Raw genomic sequence first — 16902 nt, 5'->3', positions numbered from 1 at the left:
AATTAAAATTATACTTTTAATTAATATGCTTTTTTTGCCTGTAATTAAATATCTATCAACAATTGTGCGAGGCACAAAATCAAAAAAATCTTCAGGAATCTTTTTTTCCTCAATTTGGAATCGTAAAGAGTCATTTTCTTTTTTTATCTCTAAATAATTAGAATCAATCTTATTATCATCACTGGCTTTGATGGTAAAACTTGCTTGTAAACCTCCTCGCTTTATTTCATCAATACTTGCTTCAAAGTCAAGTGATATATTATCAAATAATTTGGATGCTTGTAAATCTTTAAAAGTGTGCCTTTTTAATGCATCCCTTAAAAAGTAACTATAGCTTATGATTATTTTATCAATTAATTCCTGATTAACTTCAAAGTATTTGGTGTTTTCCAGAATATTATCTTCAATAATGTCTAAATTATTTTGAGCAAAATCGTTGATTATTCGTTGGTTAAAAATAGTCCATAATAATTGAGAAACATAACTTTTGCCGCTATTATTGTATCCTACAAAAACTAAAAACTTTTTTGACAAATCAATGGCTTGAATATTGTTTTTAATCGGCCCAAAATTTTTGATGATTAATTTCATATTAATCCTTGTAGAAATAACTTTGACTATATCTTAATCTGTTATTTTAGCAAATTTTGAGGATTTGGTGCAACTTCAGATTACCAACATTAGTAGTTGTCCTCAAAAGGTTTGTGTTCCAATTCCTTTACGAATTGGCGACATTGGTTTACGATGCTGGCAGAGTCATTATTTGGAAGGTTAGCGGTAGTCCATGAAGCATCTGGTAACAGGGGGTTCTGGCTTTTTAGGAAATCTGATCGCCCGTCGGTTGTCGCAACGGGGAGAAGAAGTCAAAATACTTGATATTTGGGAAGATCCCACTCGCCCCCAGGATATTGAATATATTAACTGCGATATTCGCGATCGCCAAGGTGTCGCCGCCGCCATGAAAGGCGTTGATATCGTTCATCATAATGTGGCTTTAGTCCCCCTTACCAAGTCGGGAAAGAAGTTTTGGGAGGTGAATGTCGAAGGGAGTCGTATCGCTGCTGAGGAAGCCGCTCAAGCCGGGGTGAGCAGTTTTATTCACATGAGTTCTAGTGCCTTATTTGGCGACCCTCAATGTCCCATTACTAACCAAACTCAACCCCAGCCGGTGGAAATTTACGGACGCGCAAAATTGGCGGGAGAATTAGCAGTCCGTCAAGTTTGCGATCGCCAAGGTTTACCCTTAATTGTCATCCGCCCTCGGACTATTTTGGGCGAGGGAAGGTTAGGCATTTTTCAGATTCTATTTGAGTGGATTAAAGAAGGGCGAAATGTCTACGTTATCGGGGATGGAAATATCAAATTCCAGTTTATTCATGCTCTGGATTTAATGGACGCTTACCTATTAGCCTTGGATTTAGGGAAACCGGGAATTTATAATGTCGGAAGCGATCGCTTTGGCACTCTGCGGGAAGGTTTGGAACATTTAATTAGCTATGCCGCCACTGATTCTCAGGTAAAAAGTCTCCCCACTACCTTGACAATTAGCACCTTGAGACTATTAGATATTGTCGGTTTAAGCCCCCTCGCACCCTGGCATTATCTCACCTATCATAAAGAGTTTTATTTCGATGTTCAACCCCTGTTAAATTTGGGCTGGCAACCCCAATACTCTAATGATGAAATGTTCCAGGAAAGTTACGATTGGTTCGAGCAAAACTATGATAAAATTCAGGCAGAAAAAGCAGGTTCCGCGCACCGTAAACCAGTTAAAGAAAAAATCCTTTGGTTGCTCAAACAGTTGTCTTAACTGTTATAATTATCATATCCGGCTGAATCAAGGGGTGTAATTAAACCTAAATTTCCTATGAAAATTAAACCGGAATCTGCTAGAGTATCTAATCCCAATTCTGCGGAAGTTTCCCCAGACAAATCGGGGGGAATTGGGGATATAATCAAGCTACTGCGTCCCCACCAGTGGACTAAAAATCTGTTCTGTTTGGCGGGGGTAATTTTTGGGGGTCGGTTAGGAGAAATAAATGCGATCGCCAACGGCATTTTAATGGTCGTCCTGTTTTCCATGATGGCATCAGCCGTCTATATTTTCAACGACATTCAAGACATCGATCGCGATCGCCAACATCCCAAAAAGCGATTTCGTCCCCTCCCCAGCGGACGGGTAAAATTGACAACCGCCAGAGCGATCGGCATCTTTTTAATCACCCTTTCTCTCATCGGTTCTTACCATCTGGGAATCCCCACCTTTTCCTGTCTCTTATTGTATGCAATTAACAATGTCGCCTATTCCCTAAAACTCAAAAATATTCCCCTTTTTGATGTCAATTGTATCGCCTTCGGTTTCGTCCTCCGTCTCCTCGCCGGAATTTACGCCGTCGGAGACACCCCCACCGCTTGGATTACCCTTTGTACCTTCTTTTTAACCCTATTTCAAGGTTTCGCCAAAAGGCGATCGGAACTCCTCTCTCTCCTCCACAAACAAAACCCCATCGAATCCCTAGAAGAATTATCCCCAGACTCCCTGTATCCCACCCCAAAACAGTCATATATCCAACTATTTTATCAACGCGGTCAAAAGAATCAACAGCGCCCGGTTTTATGCCATTATACCCTACCCTATCTCGACTCTTTGATTAACAGTACAGCCACCATGACCATCATGTGTTATTCTCTATTTACCATCAGTTCCGGTAAAAACACTTCCTTAGTCATCACCGTTCCCATTGTCTATTATGCAGTAATGCACTACAAACGGATCGTCACAGTTTTAGCAGCCGGAGAAGAACCCGATCGCATTTTAATCGAAGATAACAGCATTAAAATTAGCCTATTTATGTGGCTAGTTTCCTATTTAGCGATCGTCTATTTTGACCTGCATATTTTTCTTTAATATCACCCATGCTAGAAACCCGATTTCTTTAGATTGCCGAGGGTGATCAATCTGTTGTATAATTAGTTAGCTGTAAATCAGGTTTGGGAATTATGGCTAAATGTCCAATCTGTGAAACCAAATACACAGAAAACGAGGTCGAAACCTGTACCGTATGCGGTTATGACCTGACCTCGCTAATTACAACTGCCATAGGGGAACCACCCCCGTCAGTAATTTCCAACACGCCACTATATTGGCGGTGCCCCCTCGAATGGTCGAGTGTGGAATGGTCTGCATATCTATGTTGAAAATTTAGTTAACCTTTTGGAATGCAGAGACAAAAGGGTGGTGCGGGGCGGTTCGTGGTACAGCTTTCCGGGTTACTGTCGTTGTGCCTACCGCGACTGTATTGACCCGGCAGACAGCAGTTACGGTTTCCGGGTGTGCTGTTCCCTCCCGGAGACTCTTCGCCCTTAACTATATTACCCTGTTTTACTGTGATCAGTGTTATCCGCTATGCAAACCTTAACCATAAAAACTCTGTGTTCTGAAGCCGAAAGATTTTCAATCTTAGAATCTCAACATCTAGAACCTTCACTTTATGGAATTACAGATGGTAAAAAGGTAGGGACTTACTTAGAGCAAAAATTTAGACACTACCTCAAAAATAATTATGATTTTAGAGAAGGAAATTCAGCCATTGGTATTGATTTCCCGGAACTTCAAGTTGATATGAAAGTGACGAGTATCAAACAGCCTCAGTCATCCTGTCCTTTCAAGTCAGCTAGACAAAAAATTTTTGGTTTAGGATATTCTCTATTAGTGTTTGTTTACGACAAACTAGATCATCATGACAATCAAACTGCTAATCTAAAGATTCTGAATGTGATCTATGTGCAATCAGAGAAAACAGCCGATTTTCAAATGACTCGCGGGATTCGTGAAATTTTGCACAATGAAGGAAATGTTGATGATTTAATTGCGTTTATGTGGGATAGAAATCTCCCCGTTGATGAAATTGAAGCCATAAATATTGCCGAAGAAATCATGGCTAATCCTCCTGAACTTGGGTTTTTGACAATTTCCAATGCTTTACAATGGAGATTACAGTATAGAAGAGTGATTGAACGTGCAGGTCAAGAAGATGGTATAATTACCGTTTATCGTTATGAGTAGCCATGTCCGTTATCAAAAACAAATTAACAATAGAATATGGAGATTTTCAAACCCCTATAGAGTTAGCGGAACGAATTTGCCAAAAATTGTCAAGTTTAGGGGTTAATCCAGATTTGATTGTGGAACCAACCTGTGGTGTCGGTAATTTCATTGTGGCATCGATTCAACAGTTTAAGTCGGCTGCAAAAATTGTCGGATTAGAGATTAACCCTGATTATATTAAAGCAGCTAAAAATAATCCAATTATTAAACATGATCAGCGAGTTATTTTGTACCATGGAGATTTTTTAAATTTCCCGTTATTGTCCAACTTGGAACAGCCGAGGGAAATCTTGGTTATCGGTAATTTGCCTTGGATTACCAATTCACAACAGGGCTTAATATCGGGTAATAATTTGCCGCAAAAAAGCAACTTTCTCGGATATAAAGGATTAGATGCTTTAACTGGAAAAAGCAATTTTGACCTATCGGAATGGATGCTTATTCAAATTATTGAATGGTTGCAGAATTATGAACATAGCTATCTGGGGATGGTTTGTAAAACTTCTGTGGCTAGAAAAATTTTATACTATTTGCACGATCGCCAAAAAAATGTATGTCAATTTTCCACCTATAGAATTGATGCTAAAAAGTATTTTAATGCGGCGGTTGAATCCTGTTTTGTATTCTGTGAATTTTCGGGTAAATTAAAACGCTATTTTTGTGATATTTTCCCCAGTCTGGAAAGTGCAGATTTCCAGAGGATTGGTTTCTCTCATAATCGGCTGATTGCGGATATGGTCACTTTTCAAAAACTGAGTTTTCTTTATTCCGAAACTCAGCCCTTGATTAAATGGCGATCGGGAATTAAACATGATTGTGCCAAAATTATGGAACTTCGTCAAGTTAATAATGATCTGGTGAATGGTTGGGGAGAAAAAGTTAACCTGGAGGATGATTATATTTTTCCGCTTTTGAAAGGTTCAGATATTGCTAATGGGAAGATTAGCCAAACTGATAAATATGTCCTGGTTACTCAAAAATCTCTGGGTGAAGACACGGCTTTAATTAAACACCATGCGCCCCAAACTTGGAATTATCTTGAACAGAATGCGGCGAATTTAGATGGTCGCCAAAGCAAAATTTATCAAAATCATCCTCGTTTTGCTATTTTTGGGGTGGGAGACTATACCTTTAAACCTTGGAAAATCGCGATTTGTGGGCTTTACAAAAAACTAGAGTTTCAATTGATAAGTCCCCTGAAGGGAAAACCTGTTTTATTTGATGATACGGTTTATTTTTTGAGCTTCGACACTGAAGCGGAGGCGATCGCAGTATTTCAAATACTCACTTCTGCTGAGGCGATCGCTTTTTATAATTCACTGATTTTCTGGGATGAAAAAAGACCCATCAAAACCAGCATTCTCAATTGTTTAAATTTACATCCGAGGCTATCAGCCCTCCTATAAAACTGATTTCTCAAAGAAACCCGGTTTCTTTCCCCCCACCATGTAGATAGACGAGGAATTGGGGGGGGAATTGGGGGGGGTAATTAGTTAGTAGCTTCGCGGACTGTTTGAAGGTGATTGAGACTTTCTTGATTAATAGCGATCGCCACATCTCCTTGATTATCAAAACCAGATACCCGTTGGACCCGTCCCAAAAAAATCGGTTCCGAAACCCCAGGTTGAGGGTGAACAATAGTTCTAGCGCGGATAACTAAAGGCATTTGTCCTGCGCCGCCGCGACCGGGTGAATACAGGTCACTAGCAGCCTGTTGGAGAGTCGCCTCTAGTTGAGTCTCAGTAATATCTGGAGCCACAGCAATCACAATTTGACGAGCGCCATCATCAAACACCCTAGTATAGCGGACGGCTCCAGGAATTTCAACCCGCTGAAATAATCCCAACCCCAAAGCGAAAACGCCGCCAGCGAGGACTCCGGTAAAAGCAGTTATCCCCACTAGGCGAAAACGAAAGCCCCAATTTAGCACAAAAGCCAAAACAGTTAATGCCGCGAAAGCCAGGGTAGCGATACCCAGCCACTTAGAAAAATCGAGTAATTCAGGGGTAGTCAACATGGTAAGTCCTGTCCGAGACCAAAAGATTAATAAACCGTCATCTATCAACTGTTAATCATCAACGCTCACCTGTCAAGGCTTTTTCATAATCAGAAAATAGGTATTCATTTCCCCCTTTCCTTTCACGTCAATGAGACCTCTGGGTTCAAACTCATAACCATGGCGAAGACGTTGATAGGTAGTTTCAGTCACTTGAATTTTCCCCGCCAACCCATGAGACTCCATGCGGTTAGCAGTGTTGACAGTATCCCCCCACAAATCATAAGCAAATTTGCGAGTTCCAATCACCCCCGCCTCTACCGGACCCGTATTGATACCCATTCTCATAGTCAGAGTTTCCCCTGGTTTGAGGGTAAAATTTACCACAATCTTTTGCATTTCCAAAGCCATATCAGCGATCGCCTCGGCATGGTCTGGTCTTGGGGTAGGGAGTCCCCCCACCACCATATAAGCATCACCGATAGTTTTAATCTTTTCGAGTCCGTAATTTTCAGCCAACTGGTCAAAAGCCGAAAAAATTTGATTAAGAATTTCCACCAATTCAGCCGGGGAGAGATTAGCCGAGAGTTTAGTAAAATTGACAATATCAGCAAATAATACAGTCACATCAGCGAAACTATCAGCGATGGTACTTTCTCCCTGTTTTAACCGTTGTGCGATCGGTGCAGGAAGGATATTGAGCAATAACCGTTCCGACTTTTGTTGTTCCGCCGCCAACTTTTGCAGATAGGCTTGTTCTTGGTCTCGCAGGCGTTTTTTTTCTAAACAAGCATTAATTCTAGCCCGCAGTAGAACATGATTAAAAGGTTTAGATAGATAATCCTCTGCACCGAGTTCAATACACCGAACAATGCTATCAATATCATTAACCGCCGAAATCATAATCACAGGAATATGGCGCAATTGGAGATCTGCCTTGAGGGACTCCAGCACCTGATAGCCGTTCATCTGTGGCATCATAATATCCAACAATACCAGATCCAGGGGTGTCGATCGCATAATTTTCAAGGCTTCAAAGCCATTAGAAGCCACCAGCACATCGTAACCTTGTTTTTGTAAACGTCGAGCCAACAGGTCACGATTGATTTCATTATCATCAACGATCAATACAAGATCCGGGTTACCATTCATCTAAACTTAGAACTGACAGATGGATATCACGAAGTCGCCTTATTTTTCAGGTGAGTCTCAATTTTCTCAAGTAAGCGGGGGAATTCCACTGGTTTAGTGTCATAATCATCACAGCCAGCAGCCAGGCATTTTTCGCGATCGCCAGCCATAGCATGGGCTGTGAGGGCAATCACTGGAATTTCCTTAGTTTTAGTATCTGCCTTAATTTCGCGGGTCGCCTGCCATCCATCTTTAATGGGGAGACTCATATCCATTAAAATCAAATCCGGTGCTTGTGTTTGGGCTAGATTGACCCCTTCCGCCCCATCTTCAGCAATTAAGACATCATAACCCTTCCGACTCAAGCGCCTTTTGAGCATATCGCGATTCATTTCATTATCTTCTACCAATAGAATCTTAGCCATGATCTAATTTTAAGGTTGAGGGTTTTACCAGTTATCTTTTCTGAAAAAGCCAGGAAACTACCCAGTTAATTCTCGCTCAAACAGCCTTCAGTATAAGCATCAACTGCTGAATACTCTTCTGGATCTTGGGTTGTAGCGATCGCCTCTGAGGTTTTCACCTTGACTCGGGTAGGGATGACCACCTTAAAGGTTGACCCTTCTCCCAGTGTACTCTGTACTTGAATATTACCTCCCATCATTTGACAGAAGCGATCGCTAATAGCCAGTCCCAAACCAGTTCCCCCATAGCGTCGAGTCGTCGAGGCATCCCCCTGGGTAAATGGCTGAAACAGTTGTTCTTGTTGTTCGGCACTCATACCGATTCCCGTATCATGAACTTTAAATTCTACGACCGAACCCGACTCTTGGCTATAGGGGAGGGAGGATACACGAGAGACCTCTATCTTAATTTTCCCATCAGTTGTAAATTTCGCAGCATTACTGAGCAAATTCAGTAAAATCTGTCTAACCTTAGTCACATCAGCATACATAATCCCGATATTGTCAGGACAATCGACGGTGAGGGTGTTATTATTTTTTGACATCAGCGGTTGAGCCGTACCCATAACACTTTCTAGGAGACCCGAAACATCAAAAGCCTCTACAAACAGGTCCATCCGCCCCGCTTCAATTTTAGAGATATCTAGGATATCATTAATCAGAGTCAGTAGATTTTTGCCCGCAGTATAGATCCGTTCTAGGTCGGGGACAATATCTTCATATCCTAGTTCTTCGGCTTCCTCCGATAAAATCTCGCTATAGCCGATAATGGCATTGAGGGGAGTACGCAATTCATGGCTCATATTAGCCAAAAATGTACTTTTTGCCCGGTTAGCAGTTTCGGCGGCTTCCTTGGCGCGTTCTAAGGCTTCTGCTGCCCTTTTTCCTTCGGTGATATCTTCGACAGTTCCTTCATAACAAACCAGTTCCCCCATAGCGTCAAAAACGGCTCTGGCATTTTCCGAAATCCAGATAGTTGTCCCATCTTGCCGATATACTTGAGATTCAAAGCCTGATATAACTGAACTTTTGGCGATCGCTGCTACAAATTCCGCCCGTCGGGTAGGTTTAACATAAAGCTGGGTGCTAACATCGGTCAAATTGGCGATTAAATCTTCCGGGGAGTCATACCCCAAAATTCTAGCTAAAGCCGGGTTAGCGCTAATATAGCGACCGTCTGGGGTAGTTTGACAGATACCCTCAGCCGCGTTTTCAAAGATACTGCGATATTTAGCCTCTGTTTGTCGTAGCACTTCTTCCGTGCGTCGCCTTTCGATAGTGTTAGAAAACATTTCTCCCACCATTTTCAGGAGGCTAATAGTATCGGAAGATAAGGTATCCAAAGAACTGAGGCTATCAAAGCGCAAAAAACCCACTAAAGATTTCCGACAGACCAGAGGAATAATCGTCAGAAATTGCAGTTGATGCTGTATATATTCTGGATGTTCATAACCGACCAATCCGGTATCTTGATGGAATTTTTCTAGGGATTGCAGATCCTTAATAATTTCCGCAGATAAATTAGCTGATTTAATATGGACAACCTCATATTTTTTCAGCCATGAAATAATCCCAGGAATCACCTGGGGATTAAGTTGATTTGATGTGACCTTGACTTGATTTTTAACCACCGAAACCAGGTCTAAGGGTTCATTGTCGGATGACTCAGATACCAGGTTATTTTCGGCTTTAATAGACATCAAAGTAGAGCGCCAGTCGTAGATAGATTGGCTTTGATGTTCTGGGTCAGAAAATAGATAAATATAGCTTCTATCTACTCCGATAAAATTGCTGATTTTTTGTAAGGATTCTTGAATACCCGCATCAACTTCCTCGGTATTTAGACTAATAAAATAGGTGGATAGATTCGTGATGAGCTGTTCAAATTCTACCCGATTTTGCAGGGCTTTTTCGACTCTTTTTCGTTCGGTAATATCCCGGAAACTCCAAACCCTACCCACCAGTTTATTTCCGACTTTAGAAGGGTGAGAATACACCTCAAAAATCCTCCCATCCTTAAATTCTACCACATCATAGGTAGGGATGTAGGGTTGGGCGGACAGTTGCATGATAGTTTTCAGAAACTGGGGGGGGTTTTTCAATTGTCGCATCACAAAAGCTAAAGTTGAGCGATTTTGATGAGGGTTAAGGAATGATTCGGGTACCTCCCACATTTGCACAAACTTTTGATTAAAATGGCAAACTTGACCGTAGCGATCCAGGGCTAAAATTCCCGCGTCCGTTGAGTCAAAAGTGGCTTGTAACATGGACAAAGAACGGGCGGCTTCTTGTTCGGCTTGTTGGCGATCGCTAATATCAAAAAATACTAAAACGGTTCCCACCCAAGCATCATTTTCTATAATCGGGTTGAGAATGTAGGAAACTGGTAAAAATTGACCATCACGACAGGCTAAATAATCTTGCTTAGATTTAGGAGGTGCTAACAGGTTTTCCGGGGACGGGGAACATTTCTGACTTAGGTGAGATGGAAATTGCTGGGGAAATTGTTGTAAATGGGGAGCAATCAATTTAAACAAATCTTGACCGGCGAGTTCGGACTCGGACCAGCCCAAAAGTTGTTCGGCTTTGGGATTCATCGATAGGAGATTTCCCTGAGCATCTAATATACATAATCCCGCACCGAGGGAACCAATTACCGCCTGGAGGCGATCGCGTTCTGCTTCTAACCGCGCTTCTGACTGTTGGCGTTGGCGTTCATATTTTTCGATCATTTCCTCCGAAGAAAATGTCAGAGTTTGCGCCGCCAAATCCCGTTGTTGATCGGCGGCGCGATAACTGGAACTAACCTTTTTTAAAAACTCCCGCCAAGCCTTGGGGTCTGATGGCGGCGTGTCCATTTGAAAGCCGATTTCTTGGAGTTGTTGTTGAAGCAGAGGGTGGATCATGGTTCATAATTCAAAAATGGGGACTTATGCTGATGCTAGGTGAGAAATCAAGGAGAGTCTAAATTTGAATCTAAGATTACCCCAGAGGGATGGTCGGAGACAGTTCCATGGGGGTAAGCTAGTTGTTGTTCGGCTAGGCGTTTGGGTTCCAAATACAAGTTTTCCACTAAGGCTGCAATTCCCGCACACCAAGGGGGAACTATCAACGCCCCAATTAGCCCTAAAAGCTGCACCCCTGCTAACACTGATAAAAGCTGATATAGGGGGTGTACACCTACTGAAGACCCCACCAATAAGGGATCGAGAACGTAGGTTTCCAGGTTCTGCACGATTACATACAGTAGTAACACCCAAAAAAATAAAAATCCACCTTTGGCTAGGGCTACCACGAGGGCGGGAATTGCTCCTAAAATTGGACCTAGGAAGGGGATTAAATTGGTAAACCCGGCGATCGCACCCAAACCTAGAGCATAGTCTTTTAGCCCTAAAAATCCTAAACAGGTAGTAATGCTCACCCCTAATATGGCAGATACAATTAATCTGCCTCTAATATAACTGCCGATGCGACGACCTACGGGCACAGCTTGGGCGGCTAGGCGATCGTTCCACGGGTATGGGAACAATTGTACAAAACTTTTGACCAGAGTTTTGCTATCTGCTACCATATAGCCGGAGACGAATAGTGATAGAATCAGACTAAATACCCCTCCGACAATACCTCTGGTGATTCCGTAGGATCTGAGAATTAATTGCTGAGATGAGCGGATGACCCAGTTGGTCAGGGATTGGGTATCTACTAGGCGATCGATTAAGGCGGGGATATCTTCCCCCAGACTGCTGGCGATATTACTGACTAGATCGAGGCTGCGTTCGGCGAAAATTGGCAACTGGCGCACTAACAGGTTAATTTGATCAACGACACTCGGACCGATGATTAAACCTAATCCGGTAATGCCACCAATTAGGGTTAAATATACTACAATCACGGCTAACCAGCGGGGCATTTTCAGGGATTGCGCCCAGTTAACTAAGGGAATGATGGAGGCTGCTAATACTACTGAAATCATGATCAGGATAATTAATCCCTGAAGTTGCCATAATAAAACTAATAGTAAAACAGAACCAATAATCAAGGGAACATTGGAAACTGACAGGGTGATATGTCTTTCCTGTCTGGGAGGGTTTTGTTCGCTCATCTTAGCGGTTAATTGTGTGAGTTAATCACAGATAAGGGGTTGACAGTGTTTTGATTTTAGTAGATTTCTGAACTAGATCGGCACTGTCTGGGTGATTATTCTTGAGTCGCCCTAAATCCGGGAACTTTTGACGATAGATTCATGATCGATATAGTATCTACTAGCACTATTATATTTGAGAACCTATTTGGCTCTATGAGATTTCACCTGGAAGGATGGCCGTTTGCACCTAATTATTATGCGATCGCTACTTATTTTATCCTGAAAGAACTTTTGAGGCGATCGCATTTACAGGTTTCCTATCAAGCCAATTCCTCAGCTAGTCGTGATTCTAACCCAATTATCGATCGCTTGCTGGGTCAATTGTCAATTCCTACCGCCGACCTCCCTGGGGATAGTAACTCAGCAGATATCAGTTTAAGGATTTCCCCAGAAGCTGATTTGACCCCCACTGATAGCCAAAAAACTGGGATTTTGACCGCCCCACAATGGGGAACCCTCCTCAATATTAGTCCCGAAAATGTGTCATTAGCCCCTAATATTACCCTAATTACCCCGACAATGTGGTGTAAGGATGGATTACTGCGCGGGGGTATTCCACCTCACCAGGTGGCTGTTATCCCCCCTGGAGTTGACAGGGAAATTTTCCACCCGTTAACCTCCCCAGACAGACAGCAATTGCGTAAATCTCTGGACTGGGACTATTATTTTGTGTTTATCCATGTTAGCAACCTGGAAAATACTGATGGTATTCGACCCCTCCTCAAAGCCTTTGCGGCGGTGGTGGAAGTTTACCCCCATGCTAGACTGATATTGAAAGGCTGCACCCCAAATGGGGAAAAATTACTCCTCGAAAGCAGTCAAGCTATTTTAACTGATGCGGAAGCTAGACGAGTACAGCCTAGGTTAGCCTACATTGGCGATAATTTACCTTTGGAGTCGGTGGCGAAATTGTATCAGGCGGCTGATGTTTATGTATCCCCTGATGTCGCACCGGGGTTAAATTTACCCATTTTAGAAGCGATCGCTTCTGGTCTTCCCGTCATTTATACTGAAGGTAGTCCCGCCCAAGAATGGACTCATCCTGATTTTGGCTGGGCTATTTCTAGCCAATTCCGAACTTTTGTGATTGACTATAAAACTCGGTTTTTGCTACACCCCAATTGGGAACATTTAGTTACTCTAATGCAACAGGCTATTGAACAGCCGCAAATGGGAACTATGGCGCGGGAGTTAGTCCCCCAGTTTGTCGCCCAAAGGTTCACCTGGAAACATACCGTTGACCGGATTTTAGAAGTTCTCAACCCCTCCCCCAAACCAGCGGCGGCGCGGGGGTCTAATATCGGCGGCGCTAACATCACTTCTCACCCCCATAAGCTGGTAGTCGAAGGTTGGCGATGGTTGCCCCATTCTTATGCTTTGATTAATAGCCATCAACTTCTAGAACTTCATCAGCGATCGCCCCTGCAACTATTCCATCGAGATATGCCCTATGTTACCGAAGATTGGAAGCCTAGCTGGGGTTTATTTACCCCTGATGAAGAGGCGATTTTGGGCAGTCTCCCTACACCCCCAGAACACCTGAAAGCCGATGCAACTTTGAGGATGTATTGTCCGTTTAACTTGGCATCTTCTGACAGTAAGAAAACCTTTGTTTTTGGTTGTACAGAGTGGGGAATTTTGCCCCAAACTATTGTGCGAGGAATGGGGGTTAATTCTTTTCGGGAAGCTCATTTAAATTCTGATAGTATTATTATCACCGCTTCCGAATGGTCTCGCCAAGGTTTTTTGAATAGTGGCGCGGTTCCTGAACGCCTGGCGATCGTACCTTTGGGATTTGACCCCAAGGTGCATTATCCCCTCAATGAAGAAGACCGCCATAGTCTCCGCCGAGAGTTGGGATGGAGTGATTATTTTGTGATTCTCAATATTGGGATTATGTGGAATGAACGTCAAGGAGTCGCTAGGCTTTTAAAAGCCTTTGCAGAAATAGCTCAGAGTTATCCAGAAGCGCGGTTAGTTTTAAAAGGTAGAGATGCCATTTTTAAGTCCAAGGAATCCATTAAAGCCGCTAGTAAGCAAGTCTTAAATGATGCCCAAATTGATTTAATTAAACCCCGGATTAGTTATCTAGGCGATAATTTATCCGCCACCGAAATCGCCCGACTCTACAAAGCGGCTGATTTATATGTTTCTCCTTATTCGGCGGAAGGGTTTAATCTCCCAGTTTTGGAAGCCGTAGCCTGTGGAACTCCGGTTATCTGCACCAAAGGAGGCCCCACAGATGAGTTTACCAGAGAGGATTTTAGCTTTTATATTAATAGTCAGCTTAAATGTTTTCAAGATTCCGAAGGTGATACTAAGTTTTACTTGGAACCTGACTTTAATCATTTAGTTGAATTAATGGAAAATGCCTTGAAAAACCCGAATTTAAGGACTCAGAATAAATCGGCGGGCTGCGAATTTGTCAGGGCTAGATTTACTTGGTCAAAAGTATGCGATCGCCTATTAGAAGTGTTATTCTCATCTAGTAGTTGAGCCTGTTCTCAGCTTCTGCCCATCATTTCCTTGACAATTTTCGCCATTAGATATACAATGGAAGATTGCCAATCAATTGTTTATGTAAAGATACTCGGTGAAAKACTTCTTTCTCTCAGAAGGGTGGACAATTGGACGGATTTGGGGTATTGGGGGCTTGTGGGATGTGGCCACCCAGCGGCGACTTCCTGATCTGCAAAAACTAGATATATGTGTGTCCAACGATACAGACACCGAAAAGATGTGGCTGTACCGAGTTGAAGATGAAGTTCTGATGCTAGAAGTCAAACCGCAATGGACAGAACACCCATCAACAGGTATCGGTCAAGTAGTTCTCACCCGTCTAATTACCGCTGACCAGGTTCTCGATCGTCTGGGAACAGCATCAACCGAGTGCCGAGTCCAGGGCGGTCTTTTTTAGGAAAGCCGCCCCCTCAGTGTAGAGATATTGGGTTTTGCTTGCAATTGGTTCTAATAATCTATACAATTCTTTAACAAAATCTGCGAAAATTCTCAGCTTCTAGTTTTTCATAGAAGTAGGGGATGGATTGCGGTAACAAGTGTTGGTAGAATAAATCCAAAGGTTAGGACACCAACTGCAAACGCCAAAACCGAGCGTTAAAATCAAAAAACAGACAAACAACGAAGAATCTCATGGCTCATGGGAGGACATCGGAAGCCTGATTAGGGCAGAGTGTCTGTCTGAGCCGACGGTCAGACCTGATACTGGTTGATCCTAGTGAAGGCGATCGCGGTTCAAATAGCAGACCTGGTTTGTAATCTCTCATTTAAACGTCTGTAATTCACATTCATTGATTATAGGAGGAGCGTAGTCAATGGGACTACCCTGGTACCGCGTACATACAGTAGTTCTGAACGATCCAGGACGGCTGATTTCTGTACACCTAATGCACACTGCTCTTGTCGCAGGTTGGGCGGGCTCTATGGCCCTGTACGAATTGGCAGTTTTTGACCCATCAGACCCAGTTCTCAATCCCATGTGGCGTCAAGGTATGTTTGTCATGCCTTTTATGGCTCGTTTGGGTGTAACTCAATCCTGGGGTGGCTGGAGTCTAACTGGTGAAGTAGCCGATAATCCCGGAATTTGGTCTTTTGAAGGGGTAGCCGCTACCCATATCATCTTGTCAGGTCTATTATTCCTGGCAGCAGTTTGGCACTGGGTTTACTGGGATCTGGAACTGTTTACCGATCCTCGGACTGGTGAACCAGCCCTAGACCTACCCAAAATGTTCGGAATTCATTTATTCCTATCTGGTTTGCTTTGTTTTGGCTTCGGAGCCTTCCACCTCACGGGACTATTCGGACCGGGAATGTGGGTTTCTGACCCCTATGGATTGACGGGAAGTATACAACCTGTCGCTCCTTCCTGGGGGCCTGAAGGATTTAACCCCTTCAATGCTGGCGGTATTGCGGCTCACCATATTGCGGCCGGAATTGTTGGCATTATTGCCGGACTATTCCACCTGTCCGTCAGACCACCTCAGCGCCTATACAAAGCCCTGCGTATGGGAAATATCGAAACTGTACTATCTAGTAGTATCGCGGCGGTATTCTTTGCGGCTTTTGTGGTAGCTGGAACTATGTGGTATGGTTCAGCTGCAACTCCGATTGAACTGTTTGGACCTACCCGCTATCAGTGGGATCAGGGATATTTCCAACAGGAAATTCAGCGCCGGGTACAAAGCAGTATTGCTCAGGGTGACAGCCCCTCAGAAGCATGGTCTAAGATTCCTGAAAAACTGGCATTTTATGACTATGTTGGTAACAGTCCCGCTAAAGGCGGTTTGTTCCGCGTCGGTCCGATGAACAAGGGCGATGGTATTGCTCAAGGTTGGCTCGGACACCCAGTATTCACTGATGCAGAAGGTCGCGAATTAACTGTTCGTCGTCTTCCTAACTTCTTTGAAACCTTCCCCGTCATTCTGACTGATGCTGATGGCGTAATTCGCGCTGACATTCCTTTCCGTCGCGCGGAGTCTCGCTACAGCTTTGAGCAAACTGGGGTGACTGTTTCTTTATATGGTGGTGAACTCAATGGTAAAACCTTCACCGATCCCGCCTCTGTGAAGAAATATGCCCGCTTTGCTCAACAGGGTGAACCATTTGCCTTTGACCGGGAAACTCTCGGCTCTGATGGGGTATTTCGTACCAGTACCCGTGGCTGGTTTACTTTCGGTCACGCTTGCTTTGCTCTGCTTTTCTTCTTTGGTCATATTTGGCACGGTTCCCGCACCATCTTCCGAGATGTATTTGCTGGGGTGGAAGCTGACCTAGAAGAACAAGTTGAGTGGGGTAACTTCCAGAAAGTTGGAGACCAAACAACTCGTGTTCAAAAGACCGTCTAAGCAGACTTCTAATCACAGTTGTTGAGTAGTTGTCAGGACAGGTTCATGGGTATATCAAAACTTGTGGCAGCTTTCCTCAATGGTTGGCGATCGCCTAAGCTGAATATATCCGACCTGTCCTTTTTTTGGTGAAGCTCCGAAAAAACATCGCACCCCTCCCTATTCTCCTGGACTTCATAAATGGGGGATTAAGTTAG

The 16902-nt window shown here is 43.4% G+C and carries 13 protein-coding genes; 7 read left to right on the top strand and 6 right to left on the bottom strand.

Features of this window, described 5'->3' with window-relative positions; translation table 11 throughout:
* Positions 1-591, bottom strand: a 591-nt coding sequence (locus tag B9T16_RS05180; RefSeq protein WP_410244241.1) for an AAA family ATPase, incomplete at its 3' end; no start/stop codon positions are given.
* A gap of 193 nt (positions 592-784) precedes the next feature.
* Between B9T16_RS05180 and B9T16_RS05175 the strand changes: the two genes are divergently transcribed.
* The 4 genes from B9T16_RS05175 (at position 785) to B9T16_RS05160 (ending at position 5514) form a co-directional block, all read left to right on the top strand.
* On the top strand, positions 785-1810 hold the full coding sequence (locus B9T16_RS05175) for an NAD-dependent epimerase/dehydratase family protein (protein WP_410244240.1): 1026 nt from the start codon (positions 785-787) through the stop codon (positions 1808-1810).
* Positions 1811-1867: 57 nt separating this feature from the next.
* Positions 1868-2908 carry a UbiA prenyltransferase family protein gene (locus B9T16_RS05170; RefSeq protein ID WP_410244239.1) on the top strand — a complete coding sequence of 347 codons (1041 nt, stop codon included), beginning with the start codon at positions 1868-1870 and terminating at the stop codon, positions 2906-2908.
* Between the two features lie 498 nt (positions 2909-3406).
* Positions 3407-4066 carry a restriction endonuclease gene (locus B9T16_RS05165; RefSeq protein ID WP_410244238.1) on the top strand — a complete coding sequence of 220 codons (660 nt, stop codon included), beginning with the start codon at positions 3407-3409 and terminating at the stop codon, positions 4064-4066.
* A gap of 2 nt (positions 4067-4068) precedes the next feature.
* Positions 4069-5514: an N-6 DNA methylase gene (locus B9T16_RS05160; protein ID WP_410244237.1), complete on the top strand. Its 1446-nt coding sequence runs from the start codon at positions 4069-4071 to the stop codon at positions 5512-5514.
* An 83-nt stretch (positions 5515-5597) separates the two neighbouring features.
* Here the strand turns inward: B9T16_RS05160 and B9T16_RS05155 are convergent, their stop codons facing one another.
* From B9T16_RS05155 to B9T16_RS05135, 5 genes are all read right to left on the bottom strand, one after another.
* The gene (locus tag B9T16_RS05155) at positions 5598-6125 is read right to left on the bottom strand and encodes a Ycf51 family protein (protein ID WP_410244242.1); all 528 of its coding nucleotides are present in this window, start codon (positions 6123-6125) and stop codon (positions 5598-5600) included.
* A 72-nt stretch (positions 6126-6197) separates the two neighbouring features.
* Positions 6198-7256, bottom strand: coding sequence for an adenylate/guanylate cyclase domain-containing protein (locus B9T16_RS05150; RefSeq protein WP_410244236.1), 1059 nt, complete (start codon positions 7254-7256; stop codon positions 6198-6200).
* 26 nt (positions 7257-7282) lie between these two features.
* The gene (locus B9T16_RS05145) at positions 7283-7660 is read right to left on the bottom strand and encodes a response regulator (protein ID WP_006619127.1); all 378 of its coding nucleotides are present in this window, start codon (positions 7658-7660) and stop codon (positions 7283-7285) included.
* 65 nt (positions 7661-7725) lie between these two features.
* Positions 7726-10605 carry a PAS domain-containing sensor histidine kinase gene (locus tag B9T16_RS05140; RefSeq protein ID WP_410244235.1) on the bottom strand — a complete coding sequence of 960 codons (2880 nt, stop codon included), beginning with the start codon at positions 10603-10605 and terminating at the stop codon, positions 7726-7728.
* A gap of 47 nt (positions 10606-10652) precedes the next feature.
* Positions 10653-11801 (bottom strand): AI-2E family transporter, encoded by a 1149-nt coding sequence (locus tag B9T16_RS05135; RefSeq protein ID WP_410244234.1) that lies wholly within the window; start codon positions 11799-11801, stop codon positions 10653-10655.
* Positions 11802-11942: 141 nt separating this feature from the next.
* Here B9T16_RS05135 and B9T16_RS05130 point away from each other — a divergent pair, with 141 nt between their 5' ends.
* From B9T16_RS05130 to psbB, 3 genes are all read left to right on the top strand, one after another.
* Positions 11943-14339 carry a glycosyltransferase gene (locus B9T16_RS05130; RefSeq protein WP_410244233.1) on the top strand — a complete coding sequence of 799 codons (2397 nt, stop codon included), beginning with the start codon at positions 11943-11945 and terminating at the stop codon, positions 14337-14339.
* Positions 14340-14436: 97 nt separating this feature from the next.
* Positions 14437-14760, top strand: a complete 324-nt coding sequence (locus B9T16_RS05125; RefSeq protein WP_410244232.1) for a hypothetical protein — start codon at positions 14437-14439, stop codon at positions 14758-14760.
* Positions 14761-15175: 415 nt separating this feature from the next.
* A complete protein-coding gene (psbB, locus tag B9T16_RS05120) occupies positions 15176-16705 on the top strand; it encodes a photosystem II chlorophyll-binding protein CP47 (RefSeq protein ID WP_006619122.1) in 1530 nt (509 codons plus the stop codon).
* Positions 16706-16902: the final 197 nt, after the last annotated feature.

Source organism: Arthrospira sp. PCC 8006 (genome assembly GCF_046480465.1).
Classification (GTDB): Bacteria; Cyanobacteriota; Cyanobacteriia; order Cyanobacteriales; family Microcoleaceae; genus Limnospira; species Limnospira platensis.
This window is presented reverse-complemented; position numbering and strand designations above follow the sequence as displayed.

Bases quoted from the DNA above. Each gene is read 5' to 3' on its own strand.
- psbB (WP_006619122.1), top strand. From the start codon at position 15,176: ATGGGACTACCCTGGTACCGCGTACATACAGTAGTTCTGAACGATCCA.
- B9T16_RS05140 (WP_410244235.1), bottom strand. From the start codon at position 10,605: ATGATCCACCCTCTGCTTCAACAACAACTCCAAGAAATCGGCTTTCAA.
- B9T16_RS05130 (WP_410244233.1), top strand. From the start codon at position 11,943: ATGATCGATATAGTATCTACTAGCACTATTATATTTGAGAACCTATTT.
- B9T16_RS05165 (WP_410244238.1), top strand. From the start codon at position 3,407: ATGCAAACCTTAACCATAAAAACTCTGTGTTCTGAAGCCGAAAGATTT.
- B9T16_RS05160 (WP_410244237.1), top strand. From the start codon at position 4,069: ATGTCCGTTATCAAAAACAAATTAACAATAGAATATGGAGATTTTCAA.
- B9T16_RS05175 (WP_410244240.1), top strand. From the start codon at position 785: ATGAAGCATCTGGTAACAGGGGGTTCTGGCTTTTTAGGAAATCTGATC.
- B9T16_RS05145 (WP_006619127.1), bottom strand. From the start codon at position 7,660: ATGGCTAAGATTCTATTGGTAGAAGATAATGAAATGAATCGCGATATG.
- B9T16_RS05155 (WP_410244242.1), bottom strand. From the start codon at position 6,125: ATGTTGACTACCCCTGAATTACTCGATTTTTCTAAGTGGCTGGGTATC.
- B9T16_RS05150 (WP_410244236.1), bottom strand. From the start codon at position 7,256: ATGAATGGTAACCCGGATCTTGTATTGATCGTTGATGATAATGAAATC.
- B9T16_RS05135 (WP_410244234.1), bottom strand. From the start codon at position 11,801: ATGAGCGAACAAAACCCTCCCAGACAGGAAAGACATATCACCCTGTCA.
- B9T16_RS05170 (WP_410244239.1), top strand. From the start codon at position 1,868: ATGAAAATTAAACCGGAATCTGCTAGAGTATCTAATCCCAATTCTGCG.